The sequence below is a fragment of the Streptomyces sp. NBC_01283 genome, from assembly GCF_041435335.1.
Taxonomy (GTDB): Bacteria; Actinomycetota; Actinomycetes; order Streptomycetales; family Streptomycetaceae; genus Streptomyces.
In genome coordinates this window covers 5973649-5996898 of sequence record NZ_CP108430.1, presented here as the reverse complement: position 1 = coordinate 5996898, position 23250 = coordinate 5973649, and the positions used below count along the sequence as shown (strand labels likewise).

At 70.1% G+C, this 23250-nt stretch carries 18 protein-coding genes; 8 read left to right on the top strand and 10 right to left on the bottom strand.

The genetic code is table 11. The annotated features are described in order from the left end of the window. Positions 1–157 precede the first annotated feature (157 nt). Entirely contained in the window at positions 158–1642 is a 1485-nt protein-coding gene (locus tag OG302_RS27220; RefSeq protein WP_371529168.1) for an amino acid permease, read from the top strand. Here OG302_RS27220 and OG302_RS27215 read toward each other — a convergent pair. Then, entirely contained in the window at positions 1639–2685 is a 1047-nt protein-coding gene (locus OG302_RS27215) for a serine/threonine-protein kinase (protein WP_371529167.1), read from the bottom strand. The genes OG302_RS27220 and OG302_RS27215 overlap by 4 nt on opposite strands. Before the next feature lie 135 nt (positions 2686–2820). Here OG302_RS27215 and OG302_RS27210 point away from each other — a divergent pair, with 135 nt between their 5' ends. Then, the gene (locus OG302_RS27210) at positions 2821–4143 is read left to right on the top strand and encodes an FAD-binding oxidoreductase (RefSeq protein WP_371529166.1); all 1323 of its coding nucleotides are present in this window, start codon (positions 2821–2823) and stop codon (positions 4141–4143) included. Positions 4144–4161: 18 nt separating this feature from the next. Here OG302_RS27210 and OG302_RS27205 read toward each other — a convergent pair whose 3' ends face one another. Next, a complete protein-coding gene (locus OG302_RS27205) occupies positions 4162–4740 on the bottom strand; it encodes a biotin transporter BioY (RefSeq protein WP_361828333.1) in 579 nt (192 codons plus the stop codon). Between the two features lie 266 nt (positions 4741–5006). Between OG302_RS27205 and OG302_RS27200 the strand changes: the two genes are divergently transcribed. The 3 genes from OG302_RS27200 to OG302_RS27190 all read left to right on the top strand — a co-directional run bounded on the left by OG302_RS27200 (position 5007) and on the right by OG302_RS27190 (position 8865). Continuing rightward, the gene (locus tag OG302_RS27200) at positions 5007–6443 is read left to right on the top strand and encodes an amino acid permease (protein WP_371529165.1); all 1437 of its coding nucleotides are present in this window, start codon (positions 5007–5009) and stop codon (positions 6441–6443) included. Between the two features lie 135 nt (positions 6444–6578). Further along, entirely contained in the window at positions 6579–8021 is a 1443-nt protein-coding gene (locus tag OG302_RS27195) for an amino acid permease (RefSeq protein WP_371529164.1), read from the top strand. A 193-nt stretch (positions 8022–8214) separates the two neighbouring features. Further along, positions 8215–8865 carry a superoxide dismutase gene (locus OG302_RS27190; protein WP_361828337.1) on the top strand — a complete coding sequence of 217 codons (651 nt, stop codon included), beginning with the start codon at positions 8215–8217 and terminating at the stop codon, positions 8863–8865. Between the two features lie 331 nt (positions 8866–9196). Here the strand turns inward: OG302_RS27190 and OG302_RS27185 are convergent, their stop codons facing one another. Beyond that, positions 9197–9844 (bottom strand): DsbA family protein, encoded by a 648-nt coding sequence (locus OG302_RS27185; protein ID WP_371529163.1) that lies wholly within the window; start codon positions 9842–9844, stop codon positions 9197–9199. A gap of 162 nt (positions 9845–10006) precedes the next feature. On the opposite strand from OG302_RS27185, the gene pepN reads away from it, so the two are divergent. Next, the gene (gene pepN / locus OG302_RS27180) at positions 10007–12583 is read left to right on the top strand and encodes an aminopeptidase N (protein WP_371529162.1); all 2577 of its coding nucleotides are present in this window, start codon (positions 10007–10009) and stop codon (positions 12581–12583) included. Between the two features lie 195 nt (positions 12584–12778). Next, entirely contained in the window at positions 12779–13834 is a 1056-nt protein-coding gene (locus OG302_RS27175) for a hypothetical protein (RefSeq protein ID WP_371529161.1), read from the top strand. A gap of 86 nt (positions 13835–13920) precedes the next feature. Here the strand turns inward: OG302_RS27175 and OG302_RS27170 are convergent, their stop codons facing one another. From OG302_RS27170 to OG302_RS27150, 5 genes are all read right to left on the bottom strand, one after another. Then, on the bottom strand, positions 13921–15087 hold the full coding sequence (locus OG302_RS27170) for a serine hydrolase domain-containing protein (protein WP_371529160.1): 1167 nt from the start codon (positions 15085–15087) through the stop codon (positions 13921–13923). A gap of 103 nt (positions 15088–15190) precedes the next feature. Continuing rightward, positions 15191–16972 carry a TIGR03767 family metallophosphoesterase gene (locus OG302_RS27165; protein WP_371529159.1) on the bottom strand — a complete coding sequence of 594 codons (1782 nt, stop codon included), beginning with the start codon at positions 16970–16972 and terminating at the stop codon, positions 15191–15193. Between the two features lie 248 nt (positions 16973–17220). Then, positions 17221–17676 (bottom strand): NUDIX hydrolase, encoded by a 456-nt coding sequence (locus OG302_RS27160; protein WP_371529158.1) that lies wholly within the window; start codon positions 17674–17676, stop codon positions 17221–17223. 9 nt (positions 17677–17685) lie between these two features. Then, entirely contained in the window at positions 17686–18579 is an 894-nt protein-coding gene (locus tag OG302_RS27155) for a pyridoxamine 5'-phosphate oxidase family protein (RefSeq protein WP_371529157.1), read from the bottom strand. Between the two features lie 95 nt (positions 18580–18674). Continuing rightward, a complete protein-coding gene (locus tag OG302_RS27150; RefSeq protein WP_371529156.1) occupies positions 18675–19133 on the bottom strand; it encodes a VOC family protein in 459 nt (152 codons plus the stop codon). A gap of 126 nt (positions 19134–19259) precedes the next feature. On the opposite strand from OG302_RS27150, the gene OG302_RS27145 reads away from it, so the two are divergent. Further along, entirely contained in the window at positions 19260–19832 is a 573-nt protein-coding gene (locus OG302_RS27145) for a CGNR zinc finger domain-containing protein (protein WP_371529155.1), read from the top strand. On the opposite strand, the gene OG302_RS27140 is transcribed toward OG302_RS27145, so the two are convergent. Both OG302_RS27140 and OG302_RS27135 read right to left on the bottom strand, forming a co-directional pair. After that, positions 19829–21853, bottom strand: coding sequence for a hypothetical protein (locus OG302_RS27140; RefSeq protein ID WP_371529154.1), 2025 nt, complete (start codon positions 21851–21853; stop codon positions 19829–19831). The two genes, OG302_RS27145 and OG302_RS27140, sit on opposite strands and share 4 nt — an antisense overlap. A gap of 40 nt (positions 21854–21893) precedes the next feature. Further along, positions 21894–23135: an acetyl-CoA carboxylase biotin carboxylase subunit family protein gene (locus OG302_RS27135; RefSeq protein WP_371529153.1), complete on the bottom strand. Its 1242-nt coding sequence runs from the start codon at positions 23133–23135 to the stop codon at positions 21894–21896. Between the last annotated feature and the right edge of the window lie 115 nt (positions 23136–23250).

The following is a 23250-nucleotide window of genomic DNA, read 5'->3' as shown; positions in this document are numbered from 1 at the left end:
GGGTAGCGGCGATCGGGGGCCCGGACCTTGGTCACCCTCGGTCACCAGGTCTGGGCCAATGGGCCGGAATACAACGATCCGGAGTCGGGACTTCCGTCACGTTCACCCCTGAGTTTGAATGCGGGGGCTCGTGACCCGAGAACTTAAGGATTCGTCCATGACCTCGCAACCCTCCCTTGCGAAGGCAGACCGCAACCCCGTCGATCCTGGGGATTCGCAGTCTGGAGACACCGGCGACGGCCTCAAGGCCGGGCTGAAGAACCGCCACCTCTCCATGATCGCCATCGGTGGCGTCATCGGTGCCGGCCTCTTCGTCGGCTCAAGCTCCGGTATCGCCGCCGCAGGGCCCGCCATCCTCGTCTCGTACGCCCTCGTCGGCACGATGGTCGTCCTCGTGATGCGGATGCTGGGCGAGATGGCCGCCGCACGGCCCACCTCCGGCTCCTTCTCCACCTACGCCGACCAGGCACTCGGCCGCTGGGCCGGTTTCTCCATCGGCTGGCTGTACTGGTTCTTCTGGGTCGTCGTGCTCGCGGTGGAGGCCACCGCGGGTGCCGTCATCCTCAACGGATGGATACCGGCCGTCCCGCAGTGGGGCTGGGCACTCATCGTGATGGTGGTGCTCACCGCGACGAACCTCGTCTCGGTCGGCTCCTACGGCGAGTTCGAGTTCTGGTTCGCCGGGATCAAGGTCGTCGCCATCGGCGGGTTCGTGATCATCGGTCTGCTCGCCGTCTTCGGCGTGCTGCCCGGCTCCGACAACCCCGGCGCCGGATTCGCGCACCTCACCGACGCGGGCGGGTTCATGCCCAACGGCGCGGGCGCCATCCTCACCGGTGTCCTCATGGTCGTGTTCTCGTTCATGGGCTCCGAGATCGTCACGCTGGCCGCCGGTGAGTCCGAGGACCCGCAGCGCGCCGTCACCAAGGCCACGAACAGCGTCATCTGGCGTATCGGCGTCTTCTACCTGGGCTCGATCTTCGTCGTCATCACGCTGCTCCCGTGGAACGACAAGTCGATCGTCAAGGACGGTTCGTACGTCGCCGCGCTGAACTCGATCGGCATCCCGCACGCCGGTCAGGTCATGAACGTCATCGTCCTGACCGCCGTGCTCTCCTGTCTCAACTCCGGTCTCTACACCGCATCGCGCATGGCCTTCTCGCTCGGCCAGCGCGGAGACGCGCCCAAGGCCTTCGCGCGCACCAACTCCCGCGGTGTGCCGCAGGCAGCGATCCTCGGGTCCGTCGTGTTCGGCTTCGTCGCCGTCTGGTTCAACTACCAGTGGCAGGACACCGTCTTCGACTTCCTGCTGAACTCGTCGGGCGCGGTGGCCCTCTTCGTCTGGCTGATGATCGCGTTCACGCAGCTGCGGATGCGCGGGATCATCCTGCGCGAGCAGCCGGAGAAGCTCGTCGTGAAGATGTGGCTCTTCCCGTACCTGACCTGGGTCACGATCGCGATGATCTCGTTCGTGCTCATCTACATGCTGACCGATGAGGCCGGGCGCAAGCAGGTGCTGCTCTCGCTGCTCGCGGCGGCGTTCGTGGTCGTCTTCTCGCTCGTGCGCGACAAGGTGCGGCCCCGCGACGCCGTCGAGGGCGCCACGGCCGTCGACGCCGGTGACACCCACATCGGCTCCTAGCCGGTGCCGCCGGACGGTGGCGTGGTCGACGTACCCGCCACCGTCGGTGGAGACGTGCTCGGTCCGGGCGGTGGTGCACCGCCCGGACCGCGCGCGGTGACGAACATGACGGCCGCCAACGCGGCCGCCACCAGCAGCACCACGGCGGTCAGCACATGCGGCCGCCAGGCCCTGACCCGATCGCCCGCGGGCTTGCGCGGTGGCCGCGGGGGTGGTCCCGTGAGCACCGCCCGCAACGCCGCCTCCACCTCGTCCAGGTCCGGCCGCCGCGCCGGGTCCTTGGCCAGGAGCCCCGCCAGGAGCGGGCGCAACCCGCTCGGTTCGGACGGCAGTTCGGGCGCGTCGTGCAGGACCGCCACCAGCGTGGTCAGGGCCTCGTCGCGGGCGAAGGGCGAGCTGCCGCGCAGCGCCGTGCAGAGCGTCGCGCCCAGGGACCAGAGGTCGGACGGCGGGCCCTGCGGAGCCCCGGAGACCCGCTCGGGCGCCATGTACTCGGGCGAGCCCACCAGCAGTCCCGTCTGCGTGAGGTGCCCGGTGTCCTGGAGCGCGGCGATGCCGAAATCGGTGAGGACGACCCGGCCGGCCGGACCTCCGGCGCCGATCAGGACGTTCTCCGGCTTGATGTCGCGGTGCACGACGCCCGCCTCGTGCACCTTCCGCAGCGCCGCGGCCAGGGCGAGGCCGACGCGCGCCGCCGCGCGCTCGTCCAAGGGCCCCTCGTCGTCGATGTACCGCGCGAGCGAGCGGGCCTCGACCAGCTCCATGACGATCCACAGCCGGCCGTCCTCCTCGACCATGTCGTGGACGCGTACGACACCGGGGTGGTCGATCCGTGCGCTGGCCCGCGCCTCGCGCAGCGCGCGTTCCCTGCGGACGCGGGCGTCCTCGGCGTCCAGGCCGTCCGCGATGTCGATCCGCATCTCCTTGACCGCGACACGGCGGTCGAGGAGCTCGTCGGCGGCGCGCCACACGCGCCCCATGCCGCCCTGCCCGACCACGTCGAGCAGGCGGTAGCGGCCCGCGACCACTGAAAGCTCCGGCATGGGCGCTCACCCCCGAGTCCCCTTTCATGACAGCACAGTTCGCGCGGTTCCCGAAGGGCCGGAAAACTTGACGGCGGGTGTCAGGTTTTCCGGGGAAGCTCTGTCCCGTCAGACAGCGCACCTTGGAGGATCACCGTGGACTTCACCGCTCAGCGACTCGTGTTCCGGCCCGGCGACGACGGGTACGACGAGGAGATCGCCGGGTTCCAGACCGGCTTCGGGCAGCGGCCCGCGATCGTGTTCGCGGCAAGCAGCCCCGATGACGTCGTCGCCGCCGTCTCGTACGCCGCGGACGCGGGACTGCCCGTCGGGGTCCAGGCCACCGGGCACGGGCTCCCGGGGGCTTCGGAGGGCGGCGTACTGATCAGCACCCGGCGGATGGACTCCGTCCGCATCGATGCCGACGCGCGCACGGTCACCGTCGGCGCGGGTGTCCGCTGGGGCCGGGTCGTCGAGGCCGCGGCGGCGCACGGGCTCGCGCCGCTGAACGGTTCGGCGCCCGGCGTGGGCGCCGTCTCGTACACCCTCGGCGGCGGACTCGGCATCCTGGCGAGGGAGTTCGGGTACGCGGCCGACCACGTCCGGTGGCTCGACGTCGTCGCGGCGGACGGCACCCTGCGGCACGTCACGGCGGAGAGCGAGCCGGAGCTCTTCTGGGGGCTGCTCGGCGGGGGCGCGAACCTGGGGGTGGTGACGGCCCTGGAGATCGGCCTGGTGCCGGTGGCGCGGCTGTACGGCGGGGCGATCGCGTTCGACGGGCGCGAGGTGGATCCGGGGGCCGTGCTGCGGGCGTACGAGGCGTGGACGCGGACGGTGCCGGACGAGGTGACCTCGTCGGTGGCGGCGCTGGTCTATCCGGACATCCCGCAGTTGCCGCCCCATCTGCGGGGGCGGTATCTCGTGACGGTGCGGGTCGCGTACACCGGGCCGGAGGAGACGGGCGAGCGGCTCGTGGCGCCGCTGCGGGAGATCGGGGCCGTGGTGTCGGACTCGGTGCGGGAGATGCCGTACACCGACAGCCACACCATTCACAGCGACCCGGATTTCCCGCACTCCTACTACGGGGACAGCGTGGTGGTGCGCGAGCTGGACGTCGCGGCGGCGGGCGAGCTCCTCGCGCTGACCGGTCCGGCCGCCGATTCGATGCACGTCGTGCAGATCAACCAGCTGGGCGGAGCGCTCGCGAAGCCCGCCGGGAATGCGGTGCCGTACCGGGACGCGGGGTGGCTGGTGCGGGTGCTCTCGCCGCTGGACGGCACGGACGTCGAGGCGGTACGGGCCGTGCAGGCGCGGGCGTTCGGGCTGTTCGCGGGCGAGGGGCGACTGCTCAACTTCGCCTTCGGCGCCGGGGAGCGCGGTGAGGGGCTGTACGACGCGGAGACGCGGAAGAGGCTCGCCGGGCTGAAGGCCACGTACGACCCGGCGAACCTCTTCAGGCGGAACTACGGCGTCAGTTGAACGCTCAGCGGTGACTGCTCAGCGGTCGAGGAGCTTCCACGCCGTGGGCAGCGCGCCCATCGCGAGCGCGGCCTTGAGGGCGTCGCCGATCAGGAAGGGCGTCAGTCCGGCGGCGACGGCCTGGGTCAGGGACATGCCGGTCGCGGCGGCGAGGTAGGGGACGCCGACCGCGTAGATGATCGCGGACCCGAGCACCATCGTGCCCGCGGTACGCAGGACCGAGCGGTCGCCGCCGCGGCGGGCGAGGGCGCCGACCACGGTGGCGGCGAGCAGCATGCCGAGGACGTAGCCGAGGGACGGCGCGGCGACACCGGAGCCCGCCTGGGCGAACCAGGGCATGCCCGCCATGCCGACGAGGGCGTAGACGGCGAGGGAGAGGAAGCCGCGGCGGGCGCCGAGCGCGGTGCCGACGAGGAGCGCGGCGAAGGTCTGGCCCGTCACCGGTACGGGGGAGCCCGGGACGGGCACGGCGATCTGGGCCGCTATGCCGGTGAGGGCGGCGCCGCCGAGGACGAAGGCCGCGTCCTTCGCACGGGACGCGGGGAGCAGGTCCGCGAGGACCTGGCCGGGACGGGAAGAGACGGCGGCGATGCTCATCGGGACTCCGCGGGGTGTGGGACGGGCAGATGGGACTCCGCGACGCTATCTCAGGCGGGGGCGCGGATCACCGGCGACGGGTGACAAGGCGCCGGGTGCAGTTGTGGTGGGCTCTGTACAAAGCGCGGGCTGTACCCCCACAGGGGGCGTGACGCTCGTCACTGAGGTGAGCGGCGATGTGGGCCCGTTTTGCGCGGGGGGCCGGGGCCCGGCGACACTGTAGGTTCCCGCCAAGCCTTAGTGATCCTGAGAGCAGCCTGAGCACCATGCACGACGCACCCCCCGCCGCACCGGCACCACAGGACGGGGATCGCGTGTCCGTCGCGCCCGAACCCCTCGGCGGCGGCCTCAAGCAGCGGCATCTGACCATGCTCGGCCTCGGCGGTGTCATCGGGGCCGGGCTCTTCGTCGGCTCCGGGGCCGGGATCGCCGTCGCGGGGCCCGGCATCGTCGTCTCGTATCTGATCGCGGGCGCGCTCGCGATGTGCGTGATGCGGATGCTCGGCGAGATGTCGGCGGCGATGCCCGCCTCCGGTTCCTTCTCCGTGCACGCCGAGCGGGCCCTCGGCCGCTGGGCCGGATTCAGCGTCGGGTGGCTCTACTGGTTCCTGCTGGTCGTCGTGCTCGCCGTGGAGGCGACCGGCGCCGCGCAGATCGCCAACGGCTGGGCGCCGGGCGTCCCGCAGTGGGCGTGGGTGCTGATCTTCATGCTGGTGTTCACCGCGGCCAACCTCGCCGCCGTGAAGAATTTCGGCGAGTTCGAGTTCTGGTTCGCCACGCTGAAGGTCTGCGCGATCGTCGCGTTCCTGGTGCTCGGCCTTCTCGCGATCTTCGGGGTGCTGCCCGACACGGACCCCGTGGGCCTCACCAACCTCACCGGGCACGGCGGGTTCCTGCCCCACGGCTGGGAGGGCGTGACGTCCGGAGTGCTCGCCGTCGTCTTCGCCTTCGGCGGCCTGGAGGTCGTGACGATCGCCGCCGCCGAGTCCGACGACCCGGTGCGCTCGGTCGCCCGCGCCGTGCGCAGCGCCGTCTACCGCATCCTCTTCTTCTACGTCGGCTCGATGCTCGTCATCGTGACGGTGCTTCCGTGGACCGCGGAACAGGCCGGCGTCAGTCCGTATGTGACGGTCCTCGACTCGATCGGGGTGCCGTCCGCCGGCACGATCATGAACATCGTGGTGTTCGTGGCGCTGCTCTCAGCGCTGAACGCCAACCTCTACGGATCGTCCCGGATGGTCTTCTCCCTGGCCGAGCGCGGCGAGGCCCCGAAGGCCCTGTTGAAGGTGTCCGGCGGCGGGGTCCCGCGCCGGGCGGTCCTCGCGTCGGTCGCCTTCGGCTTCGTGTCCGTCGTGCTCAATCTGAAGTGGCCCGACTCCGTCTTCCTCTACATGCTCAACGCGGTCGGCGCGGTGCTGCTGTTCGTGTGGGCCCTGATCGCCGTCTCGCAGCTGCGGCTGCGGCGGCGCATCGAGCGTGAGGCGCCGGAGCGGCTCGTCCTGCGGATGTGGGCGTTCCCGTACCTGACGTGGGCGGCGCTCGCGGCGATGGCGGCCGTGCTCGGCCTGATGCTGACCGATGACGGGGCGCGGCCGCAGCTGCTGTGGTCGGCGGGCGCGACGGGCCTGGTCCTTCTGGTGGCGGGGCTGCGGGAGCGGCGCGAAGGGCGTCAGAGGCGCCAGGGGCACACGAAACGGACGTGAACATCTCGTGCCCACTTCTTCACAACGTGTGAGCGTCGTGTCCGTATAGCGGTCAGGTGTTCCCTGTCAGCGGTGCCGGACTTCAGACTGTGGGCCGCTCGCTCCCCCGTCTCAGCTACTGAACAGGGCACGCCCATGTCTCGGACGTCCTCCCCCCAGGGCGCATCACCCGACGCATCACCCGACGCCGCCCCCAAGGCCGATTCACCGCTCGTCCACGGCCTCAAGCAGCGGCATCTCTCCATGATCGCCCTCGGTGGTGTCATCGGAGCGGGCCTCTTCGTGGGCTCCGGAGCGGGCATCGCCGCGGCCGGCCCGTCCATCGTCCTCGCCTACGCGATATCCGGCGCGCTCGTCATGCTCGTGATGCGCATGCTCGGTGAGATGTCGGCGGCGAACCCGGCCTCCGGCTCCTTCTCGGTGCACGCCGAGCGCGCGATCGGCCCGTGGGCGGGCTTCACCGCGGGCTGGGGCTTCTGGTTCCTGCTCTGCGTCGCGGTCGGCCTGGAAGGCATCGGCGCCGCGAAGATCATGGTGGGCTGGTTCCCCGACAGCCCCGAGTGGGCCTGGGTCGCCCTCTTCATGCTGGTGTTCTGCGGGGCCAACCTGACGGCCGTGAAGAACTTCGGCGAGTTCGAGTTCTGGTTCGCCGCCCTCAAGGTCGGCGCGATCGCCCTCTTCCTGGGCATCGGCGTCCTGGCGATCCTCGGCATCCTGCCCGGCTCGGACGTCTCCGCCCCCGGCACCGCCAACCTCACCGGTGAGGGCGGATTCATGCCGAACGGCACGGACGGCCTGATCATCGGCCTCCTCGCGTCCGTCTTCGCGTACGGCGGTCTGGAGACCGTCACGATCGCGGCGGCGGAGTCCGAGAACCCGGTCCAGAGCGTCACCAAGGCCGTGCGCACGGCGATGTGGCGCATCGCCCTCTTCTACGTGGGCTCGATGCTCGTCGTCGTCACGCTGCTCCCCTGGGACAACAAGGAGGTCGTGGCGAAGGGCCCGTACGTCGCCACCCTCGACCACCTGGGCATCCCCGGCGCGGGCCAGATCATGAACGTCATCGTCCTGATCGCCCTGCTCTCCGCGATGAACGCCAACATCTACGGCGCGTCGCGCATGTCGTACTCCCTGATCGCACGCGGCCAGGGCCCCAAGGTGCTCGGCCGCGTCCACAGCGGCGTCCCCCGCCTCGCGGTCCTCGCCTCCTCGGTCTTCGGCTTCGTCTGCGTGCTGCTCAGCTACTGGCGCCCCGACGACGTCTTCCCCTGGCTCCTGAACATGATCGGCGCGATGATCCTGGTCGTCTGGATCTTCATCGCCGTCTCGCAGCTGATCCTGCGCCGCAGGACGGAGCGCGAGGAGCCGGAGAAGCTGGTCGTGAAGATGTGGGCGTACCCGTTCCTGACGTGGATCGCCCTGGCCGCGATGGCGTACATCTTCTACCTGATGACGGACCAGCCCGACACCCGCAAGCAGCTCCTGGCCACGGGCACGCTGACGCTGGTGCTCGCGGTGATCGGCTTCATCCGCCAGAAGGCGGCGGAGAAGACGGGGAAGAAGACCGCGGTCCAGTAGCCGCCGCGTCCCCTGTCCGACCTTCGAGAGGGCCCCGAGTCGACCGACTCGGGGCCCTCTCGCGTCTTCCCGGCCTCCGGTCCTAGGACGAAGGGCTGATCAACTCCGGCCGACTCCTGCTGCTAGCCTGCACTTGCATATAGGTTGCAATAAGCGTTGCACTACAGCAGAGCAGCAGTCGGAGGGCTCGGACATGGCCATTTACACGCTTCCTGAACTTCCGTACGACTACGCGGCGCTCGAGCCGGTCATCAATCCCCAGATCGTCGAGCTGCACCACGACAAGCACCACGCGGCGTACGTGAAGGGCGCGAACGACACCCTTGAGCAGCTGGAGGAGGCGCGCGACAAGGAGACCTGGGGCGCCATCAACGGCCTGGAGAAGAACCTGGCCTTCCACCTCTCCGGCCACATCCTGCACAGCATCTACTGGCACAACATGAACAGCCCGAAGGACGGCGGCGGCGGTGAGCCGCTGGCCGCGGACGGTGTCGGTGACCTCGCGGACGCGATCACCGAGTCCTTCGGCTCCTTCGCCAAGTTCAAGGCCCAGCTGACCAAGGCTTCGGCGACCACGCAGGGTTCGGGCTGGGGCGTGCTCGCCTACGAGCCGCTCAGCAACCGCCTCATCGTCGAGCAGGTCTACGACCACCAGGGCAACGTCGGCCAGGGCTCCACGCCGATCCTGGTCTTCGACGCCTGGGAGCACGCCTTCTACCTGCAGTACAAGAACCAGAAGGTCGACTTCATCGAGGCCATGTGGCAGGTCGTCAACTGGCAGGACGTGGCGAAGCGTTACGAGGCCGCCAGGCAGCGCGTGAACAGCTTGCTGCTGGCCCCCTGAGAACGTCCTGCCTCGTGATCGTCTTCTCAACTTTCACCGGGGCGGGCGGATGGACGAAAGGCCCCCGTGAGGACATGACTCACGGGGGCCTTTCGGTATGCCGGGTTCCGGGGGACGGTAGACCCGTGTCTACCCCATCCAGGCGCTGCCTCAGCTGTGGTGACAGCTTCCAGAACTTCCGCAGGCTCACCGACGACGAACTGGAATTCGTCATCTCAGAGATGGGTCGCGCGGAGGCCGGAAGCTACTGGCGATGCACCCACCCGGGCTGTCTTCGGGTTCAGGACTACTTCAGGCACCGGGACGGTTTCAATCTTCCCGGTGAGTTCCGTTAGTCGAAGATCGGGCCCTGCGTCCGCGTCCGCTTGATCTCGTAGAAGCCCGGCGTCGACGCCACGAGCAGCGTGCCGTCCCACAGCTTCGCCGCCGCCTCGCCCTTCGGGGCGGGCGTCACGACGGGGCCGAAGAACGCGACCTGCTCGCCGTCCGCGCCGGGGACGGCGATGACGGGCGTGCCCACGTCCTGGCCGACCTTCTCGATGCCCTCCTTGTGAGAGGCGCGCAGCTCGGTGTCATAGGTGTCGGAGTCCATGTGGTCCGCAAGGTCCTCGGGCAGGCCGACGTCCTTGAGCGCGCCGACGACCGCCTCACGGGTCGGGCCCTCGCCGAGGTTGTGGAAGCGGGTGCCGAGGGCGGTGTAGAGCTTGCCGGTGTACTCGTCGCCGTGCTTCTGCTGGGCGGCGATGACCACGCGGACCGGGCCCCAGGCCTTCGTCTCCAGCATGTCGCGGTACTCCTCGGGCAGCTCGTCGAGCCTGTCCTCGTTCAGTACCGCGAGGCTCATGACGTGCCAGCGGACCTCGACATCGCGGACCTTCTCCACCTCGAGCATCCAGCGCGAGGTCATCCAGGCCCACGGGCACAGCGGGTCGAACCAGAAGTCAACAGGGGTCTTGCCGGACCGGCCGTTCTCGGACATGTCTCTCCCAGGGAATGCGTGCACGCTTGGCCAGAAGAACGTCAGTGATCTACCCGGGCATTCCCCGATACCGCGCACTGGGGGCACATGCGAGGATCGTAGACATTCGTACAGGTCGTGCGATCCACGACATACATCTGCGAGTACAAGGGAGTACCGCCCGTGCCCGGTGAGAATCTTTCCCGCGACGAGGCCCACGAGAGGGCCGCGCTGTTGTCCGTCGACGGGTACGAGGTCTTTCTCGACCTGCGCTCCGCGATCGGCGAGAGCGACCAGGAGCCGCGCACGTTCCGCTCCGTCACCACCCTGCGCTTCCGCTCGGCCGAGCCCGGCGCCACGAGCTTCGCCGACCTGATCGCCCCGAGCGTCACGGCGGTCTCCCTGAACGGCAAGGACCTGGACCCCTCCGAGGTCTTCGACGGCACCCGGATCACGCTTGAGGACCTGGCCGCGGAGAACGAACTGGTGGTGGACGCCCAGTGCGCCTACAGCCGCACCGGCGAGGGCATGCACCGCTTCGTCGACCCGGAGGACGGCGAGGTCTACCTCTACACGCAGTACGAGCCCGCGGACTCGCGCCGCGTCTTCGCCAACTTCGAGCAGCCCGACCTGAAGGCACCCTTCCGGTTCGAGGTGCAGGCTCCCGAGGGCTGGACCGCCTGGTCGAACGGCGCAGGTGAGCTGGTCGACGGCGTATGGAAGTTCGCCGAGACGAAGCCGATCTCGACGTACATCACGGCGGTCGTCGCGGGCCCGTACCACTACGTGACGGACTCCTACAGCCGCACCTTCGACGACGGCACGACGCTGGACATCCCGCTCGGCGCGATGTGCAGGAAGGGCCTGGCGAAGCACTTCGACGCGGACGACGTCTTCCTGGTCACGAAGCAGGGGCTTGATTTCTTCCACGACAACTTCGACTACCCCTACCCCTTCGGGAAGTACGACCAGGCCTTCGTCCCGGAGTACAACCTGGGCGCGATGGAGAACCCCGGCTGTGTGACCTTCCGCGAGGAGTACATCTTCCGCGGCAAGGTGACCCAGGCGTCGTACGAGCGCCGGGCCAACGTCATCCTGCACGAGATGGCGCACATGTGGTTCGGCGACCTCGTCACGATGCGCTGGTGGGACGACCTGTGGCTGAAGGAGTCCTTCGCCGACTTCATGGGGTCCTTCTCGATGGTCGAGGCGACGCGCTTCACCAACGGCTGGATCACCTTCGCCAACAACCGCAAGGCGTGGGCCTACCGCGCCGACCAGCTGCCCTCCACGCACCCGGTCACGGCCGACATCCGCGACCTGGAGGACGCCAAGCTCAACTTCGACGGGATCACCTACGCGAAGGGCGCTTCGGTACTGAAGCAGCTCGTCGCCTACGTCGGCCGTGACGCGTTCCTCGACGGCGCCCGACGCTACTTCAAGCGGCACGCGTACGGGAACACCCGGCTCGGTGACCTCCTCTCGGTCCTTGAGGAGACCTCCGGGCGCGACATGGCGTCGTGGTCGCAGTCGTGGCTGCAGACGGCGGGGGTCAACTCCCTGACGCCGCAGGTCATCCTGAACGCGGAGGGCCGGATCACCGAGCTCTCCGTGGTCCAGGAGGCCGCCGAGTCGCACCCCGAACTGCGTCCGCACCGCGTGGCGGTGGGCTTGTACCGCCGCACGCCCGAGGGCGAGCTGTCGCGGTACGCGCGTGCGGAGCTGGACGTCGACGGGCCGCGCACCATCGTGTCCGAGCTGGCCGGCGAGGAAGCCCCCGACCTCGTCCTGGTCAACGACGACGACCTGACGTACTGCAAGATCCGCTTCGACGAGAACTCCCTCGCCACGCTGCGGACGCACCTCGGCGACATCACCGATCCCCTGGCCCGCGCGCTGTGCTGGTCCGCGCTGTGGAACCTCACCCGGGACGGGCTCATGCCCGCTCGGGACTTCATCGGTCTCGTGCTGCGGTTCGCGGGGCGCGAGAGCGACATCGGCGTGCTGCAGATGCTGCACACCTGGGCGGACTCGGCCCTCACCTTCTACGCGGCTCCCGAATGGCGCGAGGAGGGCGGGCGCGCGCTCGCCGAGGGTGCGCTGCGGGAGCTGCGGATCGCGGAGCCCGGCAGTCAGAACCAGCTGACGTGGGCGAGGTTCTTCGCCGCGGTGGCGTCGTCGGAGGCCGATCTCCAGCTGCTGCAGGGCCTGCTTGCCGGGACGGCGAAGATCGACGGCCTGGACGTCGACCAGGAGCTGCGCTGGTCCTTCCTCGGCCCGCTGGCCGCGCACGGACTCGCCGACGAGGGTGTGCTCGCCGCCGAGCTGGCCCGGGACGACACGGCTTCGGGCAAGCGGCACCAGGTGCGGTGCCTGGCGGCGCGGCCCTCCGAGGCGGTCAAGGCGCAGGCGTGGGCCTCCGTGGTGGAGTCCGACTCCCTGTCCAACGCCCTGGTGGGGGCGACGATCTCGGGGTTCGCGCAGTCGTCGCAGCGTGAGCTGACCGCTCCGTACGCGCCCCGGTACTTCGCCGCCATCGAGCGGGTGTGGGCCGACCGGTCCATCCAGATCGGCATGGACGTGGTGAAGGGTCTGTTCCCGCACCTCCAGGACGATCAGGGGACGCTGGATGCGGCGGACCTGTGGCTCGCCTCGCACGAGTCGGCCGCGCCCGCCCTGCGGCGGCTCGTCCTTGAGGCCAGGGACGACCTCGCCCGGTCGCTGCGGGCCCAGGCCTGCGACGCGGCGGCCGCTTCCTAGGGCTGTGGTGCGGGTGGGCGCGAGCACCTCGCGCCCACCCGTGTCCCATCCCTCACATGGGCCACCGCCCGTACCGCACACAAACGGACCTTTTCGGCAGTCGAACGTCTGCACTTTAGTGCGGGGTTGTCCGGTTATGTCGACGGGCCTGTAACAGCGGTTAGGGGGCGGACCGGCAGCGGGAATGGCCCGGTCATGAACCACAACACCCCGCTCTCCCCCCGCCCCCTCCGTCACCTCGCGGACGTCCAGCGCCGCGTCATGAGCACCGCCCAGCTCCGCGCCCACGGCATCTCCCCCGCCGACGTCACCGCCCACTGCCGCCCGGAAGGGCCGTGGCAGCAGCTGCTCCCGGGCGTCTGCCTGCTGCACCCGGGCCCGCCGACCAGTGAAGAGCGCCTGCACGGGGCCCTGCTGTTCGCCGGGCGCCCGCCGGCCAGGGCAGCGAAGACCGTGCCCGCACAGCCCGGCGCGGGCGAGCCCCACGCCCCGTACGCGGACGCCCTGATCACGGGACTCGCGGCGCTGACCCTGCACCGCTTCTCGTCGGCTCCCCCGCTGCTCTCCCTGGACCGCATCGACGTCCTCGTCCCGCGCACCCGGCGGCTGCGCTCCACCGGCTTCACGCGGCTCGTGCGGACCCAGGCGCTGCCGACCGCCGTACAGATCAACGGAGTTCCGGTGGCCCCCGTGCCGCGCGCGCTCGCCGACGCCGTGGCGGGGCTCACCGAGGCGAGCGCGGTGCGCAGGCTGCTCACCGAGGCGGTGCGCGGCGGGCACTGCGAACCGGCGGCGATCGTAAGGGAGTTGAACCTGGCGAAGCTGCTCACCCGCCCGCATGTCGTGGACGCGGTGGACTCGCTGCTCGCCGAGGGGCGGGCCATCGCCGAGGACAGGCTGTACCGGATGGTCGCCGAGCACGGTCTGCCCGATCCGCTGTGGAACGTCGACCTGCGATTGCCCGGCGGACCGCACCTCGGGGGCGTCGACGCCTACTGGCCCGATCTCGCGGTGGCGGTGGAGCTGGACACCCGGGCGCCCCGGCAGGGCTTCCGGCCGGACAACGACGCGCTGTGGTCCGAATACGCGCGCAAGCGGGACCATTTGGAACGTCTGGGCATCACCGTCGTCCACCTGACGCCGAAGAAGCTGCGCGAGTCGCTCGAACAGCAGGCGACCGTCGTGCGGACCGCCCTGATGGCGTCGACGGACCGCGATCCGGCCGCGTATGTGGTCGTACTGCCCAGATGACGCGTGCCAGGAGGGGAGCGAGAGGGGGCGGACCCGCGGCTGCGGGTCCGCCCCCTCTCGCGTAGGCAACCAGGCTTCGCCCTACGTCACTTCGCGCAGTACTCCGCGTCGATGATCGCGCTACGGTCGCCGTCCGGACCGTTGAAGTTCAGCGCGAGCGCGTGCCGGCCGTCCTCGGTCGCCACCGCTCCGGACGACGAGCCGTGGATGTCGCCGCCGTGGCCCCAGACGACCGTGCCGCAGGACGTCTGGCGGCTCTCCAGGCCGAGTCCGTACCGCGTGCCGGGGTCGTCCGCGCCCTTCGCGACGGTCGTCTTCATCTCGGCGAGCTGCTTCTTCGGCAGCAGCCTGCCGCGCAGCAGGGCCGTGTAGAAGCGGTTGAGATCCGCCGAGCTGGAGATCATCTCGCCCGCCGGGCCCGCCACGGACGGGTTGAGCTCCGTCACGTCGTGGTTCTTGGCGTCCGGGGCGTCGGACAGCTTGGTGTAGGCACGCGAACTCGGCTGCGGCATCTTCGGGCTGGTCCCGGGGACGCTGGTGGCACGCAGGCCGAGCGGCTTGATGATCCGCTGCCGGATCTCGTCGGCGTACGACTTGCCCGTCACCTTCTCGACGATCATTCCGGCGAGGACGTAGTTGGTGTTGGAGTACTTCCAGGCCGTGCCGGGCGCGAAGTCCGGCTTGTGGCGCATCGCGATGGCGACCTCCTGTTCGGGGGTCCAGGTGTCGTAGCGGTGCACGAGGAACTTCTCGGTGAACACCTTGTCCTGGAAGTCCTCGTCGCCCGTCACGTCGAAGATGCCGCTCGTGTGGTTGAGGAGCTGGCGGACGGTGATCCTGTCCCCCTCGTGGCCGTGGCCCTCGACGACACCCGGCAGCCACCGCCCCACCGTGTCGTCGAGGCTCAGCTTCTTCTCCGCCACCAACTGGAGCAGCACCGTCGAGACGAACGTCTTGGTGATGCTGCCGACGCGGTAGCGGTCATGGGCGCCGCGCGGGCTCTGCCGTTCGAGGTTCCCGATGCCCGCGGCGGAGTTCCAGGCCCCCTGCCTGTCCCTGGCCTGCACGGTCACCCCGGGGCCGTTCTCGTTCAGGGCCGCTTCCATCGCCTTCTGGGTCGCCCGGTGCCGATCGCCGTGCCCGGTGCCGCCACCGGACTCCCCGGCGAGCGCCGGCCCCGCGAACGCCCCTGCCACCACCGTCATGGCCACCCCCGCGGCCACCCCCGTCAGGCCTCTCCTGCGTGCTGCCATGTCTCCCCCTCTGTTCACGACCTCTGGTCACGACGTGCGGTCGGCGGGAGGGACTCGCGGGACTGAGGCGGGGGTTGACCGCCTCGCGCGGGTTGAGCGGGTTTCAGCCCTTCTTGAGGATGAGTTCCGTGTTCCGGTCGCCCGGCTCGCCGCCCAGTGCGGGCTTGGCACCCGGGGCGTTGAAGGACAGTTCGCGGTAGAGCGCGGCGAGACCCGTCTGGGAGAGATCGGCGTAATCCGTGCGGTGCGGGGCCGACGATTCGATGAGGGTGGTGAAGAGGGAGATCGTGCCGTCGTGGTTGTCGCTCAGCTCCACCACGCGGGCGAGCTGCGGGAAGTCGATGTGCGAGGCCGTGGAGATCTCCCAGAGGGAGCCGCGCGGGGTCTGGTGCGCGGTGATGTCGTTCTTGTGGCTGTGGCCGTTGACCCAGGCAAGGACGGAACCGTGGCGGGCCAGGAGCGCGACGATCTCGTCGCCGCCGTGCCTGCCCTCGCGCGGGCGGTCCGGGTCCTGACGCAGGTTCCGCATGGTCTTGCTGGTGTGGTGGCTGAAGACGATGACGTACGAACCGCCGCCGTCCTTCGCCTCGTTGGCCTTCAGCTCCTGCTCCAGCCAGTCCAGCTGGGCCGTGCCGAGCGATCCTTCGTAGTGCCCGCCGGGGTCGGTGGAGTCCAGGCTGATGCCGAGCACGTCGTCGCTGATGCGGAAGGAGTAGTACTGGGTGCCCGCGTCGAGGTTCTCCTGCGTGTAGCCGTGCCCGGCGGGACCGTGGCCCTTGTACGCCGGATCGAGATGGGCCTTGACGTACTCGGCGGGAGTGAACGGCGCGCGGCTCTCGTCCGGGGTGACCGACCGCATCCGCCGCGCCTCGCTCTTCAGGAGCTCCTTGAAGTGCGCGCCCTTGGGATCACGGCCCTTCTTCACGGCCTTCCACAGGGCGGCGCCGCGCGACTCGTCCAGGGACATCAACTTGCGCCCGCCGACGGCGAATTCGGAGAAGTACGAGTCTCCGGGCCCCCAGCAGCCGCCGGGCAGCGCGTCGTGGTTGCCGACGGTCGAGAACCAGGGAAGCCCGAGGCCGGGGCTGTTGACCTCGCGGAGGGCGGCCTCCAGGAAGCCGTTGATCCGGGGGAAGCCGAGGGCCTTGTCGGCGTCGCGGCGGGCGTCGTCCGGGTGCCAGTACAGCTTCAGGCCACTGTCCTGGACGCCTTCGTAGCGGCGCGGGTCACCGGTGTTGGGGTTGATGCGCCCGCCGCTCATGGTCTTGAGGAACCAGTCGAGCTCGGAGCGGGAGTTGTTGTCGGTGTTGTCGCCCGTCGTCACCACGCAGTGCAGCGGCGATCCGGTGGCGGGCGCGCCGCGCAGTGCGTTGACCCGCTCGACGAGGGCGACCGCACCGGCCACCGAGAGGGCCTCCTGGGGGCGCCAGGCACTCGCGGTCTGGGCGCGCAGGTACTCGTACCGCAGCGGGTGCTGCACGTCGACCAGGTGCAGGTCGGTGAACTGGACGAACGCGGCGAGCGGGGTGCGCCGCCCCTCGCGGCCGTTCTTGGCGGCGGCGAGATCACCGCGGACCACGCGGTCCCAGGCCGGACCGTCGCCGAGCCGCCGGTAGCCGGACGTGCCGCGCGGGGTGGCGACGGCCCCCAGCGTGGTGCCGCCCCGGTAGGGCGCGAGGGGCGCGGCGGGCGCCTGGCGGGAGAGCGCGACGGGGGCGGGGCCGCTGGCTGCGGCATGGCTGGTGCCGGGCCGCAGGGCGTAGCCGATGCCCGCGGACAGGGAGACGGCTCCGGTGGTCGCCAGGAAGGCCCGGCGGTCCACCGCGGAGACGGCGGAGTGGGTGGCGGACTGGGCGGCGGTGGCGACAGAGCGTATGCGCGACATGGCGCGGTCTCCCCGAGTGCGAACGCGTCGGCAGTGGTCGCGGGCAGCTCCGCAGTGCGCGAAATTCCCGCTCGTACTGGATCGTTGACATCCGGGATGGCCTGCACGTTAACGAGACGGCAACGGGCAGCGCCGATCACCGTACGTGGATCAGCGGGCACCCTCCGCGGTCACGCAGCCCTCTCCGGGCCGAGAGGAGGCGGTCACTCCACGTTCATCTTCCGGGGAAGGGAAGGCGCTGCGGAGCCTCAGAGGGGCTCCGCGAGGTGTCCGTCGTCCGGCCGGGTCCGCCACAGGTCGAGGCCGATGTCGACGAGCCCGACGCGGTCGAGATCGGGGACGGCGTCCAGCGCGTGCCAGGCCGCGAGATCGGTGGATCCGTCCCGCTCGTGCCGGAGCTCGCCGCCGGTGATACGCGCCTCGTAGACGATCCGCAGGCCGTGGAAGTCGGCGACGGCACCGAGCTTGCGCGGATAGCGGCGGCGCAGCGAGTCGACGCCGAGCAGCGCGCGGGGCTCGATGACGTACCCCGTCTCCTCGTCGGCCTCGCGGATCACCGTGTCGTACGGGTCCTCGCCGTGGTCCATCCCGCCGCCGGGCAGCGTCCAGCGCTTGCTGCCGTCGCCCGCCACCCAGCGGGCGAGCAGCAGCTGCCCGTCCTGTACGCATACGGCGTAGGCCGCCACCCGGAGCTCTTTGTGCACAGAGTGACGCTAGTCCCCTTGGCCGGGATTGGCAGGGGAGTAGTCGGGAGCGGACCAGCGCCAGGGGCTCGCCGAGGGGGTCAGGACCGCCTCGGTGAGGGTGAAGCGGAGGGTGCGGGAGCCGTCGGCGGCATGGTCCGTGCGGGCCGTGCCGGTGAGCTGGAGGGTGGTGCCGGTCGTCCAGTCGAGGAAGAGGAGGCCGGCGCGGGGGTCGGCGGCGAGGTTGCCGAGGGTCAGGAACATGGAGTTGCCGGGGTAGTCCCGCCAGGTGAGTTCGGTCGGGGACGCGACATGGACGAAGCCGGGGTTGCCGCCCCGGTGGCTGGCGTCCGCGCCGTGCGCGTGGACGGTGGCGAGGAAGAAGGTGTCGGCGGCGGCGATGAGCGTGCGCTGCTCGTCGGTGAGTTCCGCCCCGCGCGTGGGCGCGGAGGGGCCGCCGGAGCGTCCGCCGGGCAGCAGCTCGCGCCGCTGGATGTACTTGGGGCAGTTCGAGAAGACCTGGTCGGCCTCGATGGCCAGGCCGCGCGGGGTCGGGCGGGCCCTGCCGTTCAGGCGCATGCGGCGGCGGGTGCGGGGATCCAGGGCGATGGTGCCCACGGGGGTGCCCTCCTGGGCGAGGGCGGACGCGAGGGGGTCGGCCTCCCCCAGGCCGCCCGTGACGGACATCTGGCGCGGCCCCGTGGCCCGCGCGAACCCGGGTTCACCGGTGAGCAGCGAGGCCCAGACGGCGCCCGCCGGGTCCGCCCCGCCGATCACCAGCATGGGCTGCAGTTCGAGGAAGGCGGCGGCGACGGGGCGGATCCCCGGCCCTATGGACCGGCCCACGTGGTCGGCCGACTCCCGCACGCCGACGAGATCCTGGACGGCGCGTGAGCCGTGGTGGTACGGGGCATGCGGGGTCATGTCACTCCTGCCGGGAGAGCCCCCGAAGGGGCGCGGGGAACTGCGCGACCAGCCACGAACGACCCGCGGACGGCATCGGGCCGCGGGGCCGGAGACTAGAAGAAGCCGCAGGTCGGCGCGTCCGGCACCGGAGCCTGCTCGGAGGCGCCCACGCCAGAAGCCGCGTAGATCTCCAGGCGCGTGCCGTCGGGGTCGTGGAAGAAGATCCCGCCGGACGCGGCGCCCTCGCCGTGCGGGACGACACCGTCGTAGGCGAACTCCGTCCCGTACGCACGCAGGGCGCTCTCGTACGTGCGGACCTGGTCGATGGTGTCGACCTCGATCGCGAGGTGGTGCAGTCCCGCGTTCCCGGGTGCGTACGCCGCGTCCGCCTGCTGCCAGAGGGTGAGCGCGAGGGTGCCGTCCTGTCCGAGGAAGGCGAATCTGCGGCCCTCTTCCTTGCCTTCGCCGATCACGTCGTAGCCGATGACGTCGCGGTAGAAGGCGAGCGAGCGCTCGATGTCCGTGACGTTCAGGCCGATGTGGCCGGTGCGGAGTGTGCTGGTCGCGGTCATGACTCTCCCCTTGTCGACGGCGGCCCGCCCCACGCGGGCTAACCGTTAAAAATGACGTTAGTGGTTAGACTGGAGCGCGTCAACCAGTCACGTACCCTTTACTGGTTAGCCTCGAAGGGAGCCCCCATGGCCGCCGCACCCCGCGACCGCACCGACCCCCGCCCGCTCGTCGGGGAGCCGCTCTCCCTCGACCTGCTCAACACCCGGTGGATGGCGGACGGCGTGCGCCAGGATCTGCTGACCGACGTCGGGGGTCTTGCCGTCTGGCTCGGCGCCAACGGGCTCGACGACCGGTTCGGCGCGGACGCGACGACGCTGGAGCACGTGCTGCGGGCGCGCGACGCGATCGCCTCCGTCGTGGACGGAGGAGACATGGACGCCCCCGATGCCGCCGCCGGGATCGCCCGCGTCAACAAGGTCCTGGAGCACGGGCGGATCCGGGCGACCCTGTCCCCTCAAGGGCCGGGTGAGGAGCCGGAGTTCAAGGACGTGACGTGGGGCGCGGCCTGGCTCGCGGCGCGCGACTACCTGACGCTGCTCGCCACCGCGCCGGACCGCATCCGGTCCTGCGCCCACGAGGCATGCGTCCTGCACTTCTTCGACACGTCACGCAACGGCACCCGGCGGTGGTGCTCCATGGCCGCCTGCGGGAACCGCGCGAAGGCCTCGCGCCACTACGCACGGGCCCGCGAGGCCTAGGCCCGCTGTTCGAGCGCTTGCAGCGTCCCTCCGGGCAGCCGGTCGTTGCCCCAGCTGCGCTCGATATAGCCGATGATCCCCGCGATGTCCTCGGCGGGCACCCGCTCCGGTTCGCCGTGTTCGAGCGGATCGGCGTGGAAGATGTAGAGCCGCGAGGCGAACTGGTCGAACGGCAGCGAGGCCTCGCCGAACCGCTCGCCGTTGCCCGCGGTGGACACGACGACGCCGTCGCCCCAGTCCTGGCCGCTGTCGTTGTTCGGGTTGTAGAAGTACACCCTCATGACGTCCTGGGGGTCCGGCGCGACCCGCAGGATCGTGATCGCGTGCCAGCCGACGTAGCGGGCCGCGCTGTCGGTGACGGCGACGCCGGCCGGCTGCGGATGGATCAGCGGCTGCTCGCCGTTGTAGGACGGGTGGTAGTCGGCGTGGAACTGCCGCAGGAACGCGTCGAGGTCGACCAGGTTCCCGGTCGCGACGTCGACGTTGATGTGGAACCCGCGGGCCGTCCACCAGCCGTGGAACTCCGGGTTGATCCACCGGTGCGGGTCCCCCGGCCGCTCGGCGCAGCGCCGCCCCATCTCGGCGTAGATCCGGTCCAGGTGGGGCACCACGAGCAGTGACACGGGGTCCAGGTCCATCGGCAGCGTGCTGGCGACGCCGCCCGCGCTGTCCTTCGACGAGATCGGCTGCCCCTCGAAGTGCATGAGGACCTCGTCGTCGCGGGCCGCCCAGACCACCATCTGCAGCAGGTAGTCGGGGTCGTTGTAGGACCACATCGACAGCGCGCGGGCCGACTGGCAGGTGGGGTTGTCGCCCTGCCCGACACCGAGCGGCTGCCCCAGCATCGAGAGCACCCCGGCGACCAGCCGCGCCCGCGGCTCCGGCTCCTCGCCGAAGACCGTCGTCAGCCGCTCCCGCGCGACCGGCGAGAGCACGAGGGCCAGCTGGCGCCAGAGCGCGGGCACCACCGGCGGCTCGTAGAGGATGCCGCGGTCGAGCAGCAGCGCGAGACCGTAGATGCTCTGCGCTGTCTGCGGGTGGATCGCCACCTCGATCAGCCGGTGCACCAACTGGCTGTAGCGCATCAGGCAGTTGCGACCGGTGTCGGAGAGGCCGAGCGCCTCGCCGACGAGGTAGTCGCTCTCGCGCAGGAGGAACCGGAGCAGTTCCGCGTGGTACGGCGACACCAGGCCGGTGTCGTGCATCGCCCGCGCGAACCCCGTCGCCTCGTACTGGAGGGCGCCGGCGTCCATCGCTTCAAGGCGGGAGCGGAAGACGTCGACGCCGGGGTCGTCCCGGCACGCCTCGGTGGTCCCGAACAGGCTGGTGATGAGCCGGTCGATGCCCTGCCCCGAGGACACGCCCAGAGCGACGTCCGGGTCGTTGCGGTAGACCGCGATCCGGGTGATCAGGGACTGCACCGGCTCCACCTGGATCGGACGCTGGCGCAGGATCCGCCAGATCTCGTCGACCAGATCGTCCAGGACGCTGTCGTAGCCGATCTCGTCGCCGAGCCGGCGGAACAGGTCCCGGACGAGCTGCGCGGTCCTGCCCTGCTGGACCCGCTCCGCCTCGCCGGGCGCGCTGAACAGCAGCTCCAGGTTCTTCGCAAGGACCTGGGACAGGAACTGGCGGGCGTCCTCGGCGGTCACCGTCGGGTGCGCGAAGTCGCCGCGGGCGACCGCGAGCATGCGCAGCTCGCTGGTCGCCTCCATGACGACGGTGTCCGCGTCCGGACTGCGCAGGCTCCCGCCGACCAGCGCCGGGACGAGGATCTCCGGTGACGCCCAGTCCGTCTCCAGGAAGAGCCCGGCCTCCTCAAGGGCCTGCGCCCTTGCCTGGACCGCCGCGGCGCCGCCCGGCTGCGTGAGCACCCGCCGCAAGGCTTCCAGGACCCGCCGCAGCTTCGTGTGCTTGCCGAACTCGCGGGTTTCGGCCATGGCCTGGATGGCGTCGTCGAGCGAGGCCACGCGCTTGTCCAGCGTCGTGGCCCCGCCGTTGACGTCGACGGTCGGTTTCAAAGGGGTTCCCTCGGGTTGGCCTCCTGCGTCCACGGTGTCGTCAGACGTAGAAGTCGAGCTCTTCCTGCCTCTTCAGCAGGTCACGCATCCGGTACGGGTCTTCACCGAAGAAGTACAGCAGACCCCAGTGGGTGCCGAACGCGGTCCTCTTGGTGACGGTCTCCTCGAGCGGTGTGGAGAGGTCGTGCGACTCGTAGTAGTCGTCGTCCTCGGTCTCCTCCGGGATTTCCAGTTCGCTGACCACGCGGCGGCGCGGGTAGACGCCGAAGCACCCCGCGATCCCGGACGCGTCGACGACCTCGCGCGGGAAGAAGGCGTCGATCTCCTCCTCGGTCGTCTTCGGGTCGAAGGCCAGGACCAGCCCCTGGTAGGCATTGAAACCGTACGCCCGCTCAAGCAGCTCGAACACCTTGAAGCCCGGCGGCCGGTAGGCGACCTCGCCGAAGTACATCTCGCCGTCGCTGGTGACGAAGTACTCCGGGTGCACGAAGCCGAACTCGATGTCGAACGTCTTGATGAGCTTCTCGATCTGCGCCGTGATCTGCGGTCGGTACCGCTCGAGTTCCGGCGTCGCCGGCACGAACACCGAATATCCCAGCGTGACGTACTCGGAGATGTTGAGGAACTTGATCTTTCCGTTGTGCACCCATGCCTCGACCGCGAACTCCCAGCCGTCGAGGTGGGATTCCATGAGGACCGGGAACTCCTCGTCCGGAATCGTGTCGACCTCGTCGGGGGTGCGGATGACGCGGTGCCCTAGGCATCCCGCCTTGTCGAACGCCTTGAGGTGGATCGGGTCGTTCGGGTCGCCGTCCAGCTTGAGCAGGGTCTGGTTGACGCGCTTGAGGAAGCGGGTCACATCGTCCCGGTCGTGGGCCTCCTCGAAGATTCCGACCCGGATGCCGCCGAGTTGCGCGCGGCGCTTCATCAGCGCCTTGTCCCGCAGCAGCATGGCCTGACCGTAGAGACGCGGATTGTCGAGAAGGACGGAGTTGATCGCGCCCGCCCATTCGACCGTTTCCTCGTAGAGCGGGATCGCTACGTCGACGCCCTCCTTCTTCAGCGTCTCGGCGATCTCCATGGAGCGGTCGTTGAGCCGCTCGAAATTCCATGGCACGAAGGGGATGTCGTGCTCGACGCAGTATTCCTCGGCCCACTCCGGCGCCACGACCACGTATCTCCGGTCGAACCGGTCCAGGGCTTCCACCGCGTTGAGACTCCAGCCAAGAAGAGCCACATAGCCTTTGTCGGGGTTCCTGATGGCCGGTTCGCCCTTTGTCATAGACGGTTTCTCCTTCGGCGCGTGCGCTCATCGAGGGTGTGGCTGGCAACCGTGCCCGCCCATCCGGCACGCAAACACCAGCCGTCGGCACACGGGCACTCGGACGACAACGTTG

Bases quoted from the DNA above. Each gene is read 5' to 3' on its own strand.
- OG302_RS27220 (WP_371529168.1), top strand. From the start codon at position 158: ATGACCTCGCAACCCTCCCTTGCGAAGGCAGACCGCAACCCCGTCGAT.
- OG302_RS27215 (WP_371529167.1), bottom strand. From the start codon at position 2,685: ATGCCGGAGCTTTCAGTGGTCGCGGGCCGCTACCGCCTGCTCGACGTG.
- OG302_RS27205 (WP_361828333.1), bottom strand. From the start codon at position 4,740: ATGAGCATCGCCGCCGTCTCTTCCCGTCCCGGCCAGGTCCTCGCGGAC.
- OG302_RS27200 (WP_371529165.1), top strand. From the start codon at position 5,007: ATGCACGACGCACCCCCCGCCGCACCGGCACCACAGGACGGGGATCGC.
- OG302_RS27195 (WP_371529164.1), top strand. From the start codon at position 6,579: ATGTCTCGGACGTCCTCCCCCCAGGGCGCATCACCCGACGCATCACCC.
- OG302_RS27190 (WP_361828337.1), top strand. From the start codon at position 8,215: ATGGCCATTTACACGCTTCCTGAACTTCCGTACGACTACGCGGCGCTC.
- OG302_RS27185 (WP_371529163.1), bottom strand. From the start codon at position 9,844: ATGTCCGAGAACGGCCGGTCCGGCAAGACCCCTGTTGACTTCTGGTTC.
- OG302_RS27175 (WP_371529161.1), top strand. From the start codon at position 12,779: ATGAACCACAACACCCCGCTCTCCCCCCGCCCCCTCCGTCACCTCGCG.
- OG302_RS27170 (WP_371529160.1), bottom strand. From the start codon at position 15,087: ATGGCAGCACGCAGGAGAGGCCTGACGGGGGTGGCCGCGGGGGTGGCC.
- OG302_RS27165 (WP_371529159.1), bottom strand. From the start codon at position 16,972: ATGTCGCGCATACGCTCTGTCGCCACCGCCGCCCAGTCCGCCACCCAC.
- OG302_RS27155 (WP_371529157.1), bottom strand. From the start codon at position 18,579: ATGACCCCGCATGCCCCGTACCACCACGGCTCACGCGCCGTCCAGGAT.
- OG302_RS27150 (WP_371529156.1), bottom strand. From the start codon at position 19,133: ATGACCGCGACCAGCACACTCCGCACCGGCCACATCGGCCTGAACGTC.
- OG302_RS27145 (WP_371529155.1), top strand. From the start codon at position 19,260: ATGGCCGCCGCACCCCGCGACCGCACCGACCCCCGCCCGCTCGTCGGG.
- OG302_RS27135 (WP_371529153.1), bottom strand. From the start codon at position 23,135: ATGACAAAGGGCGAACCGGCCATCAGGAACCCCGACAAAGGCTATGTG.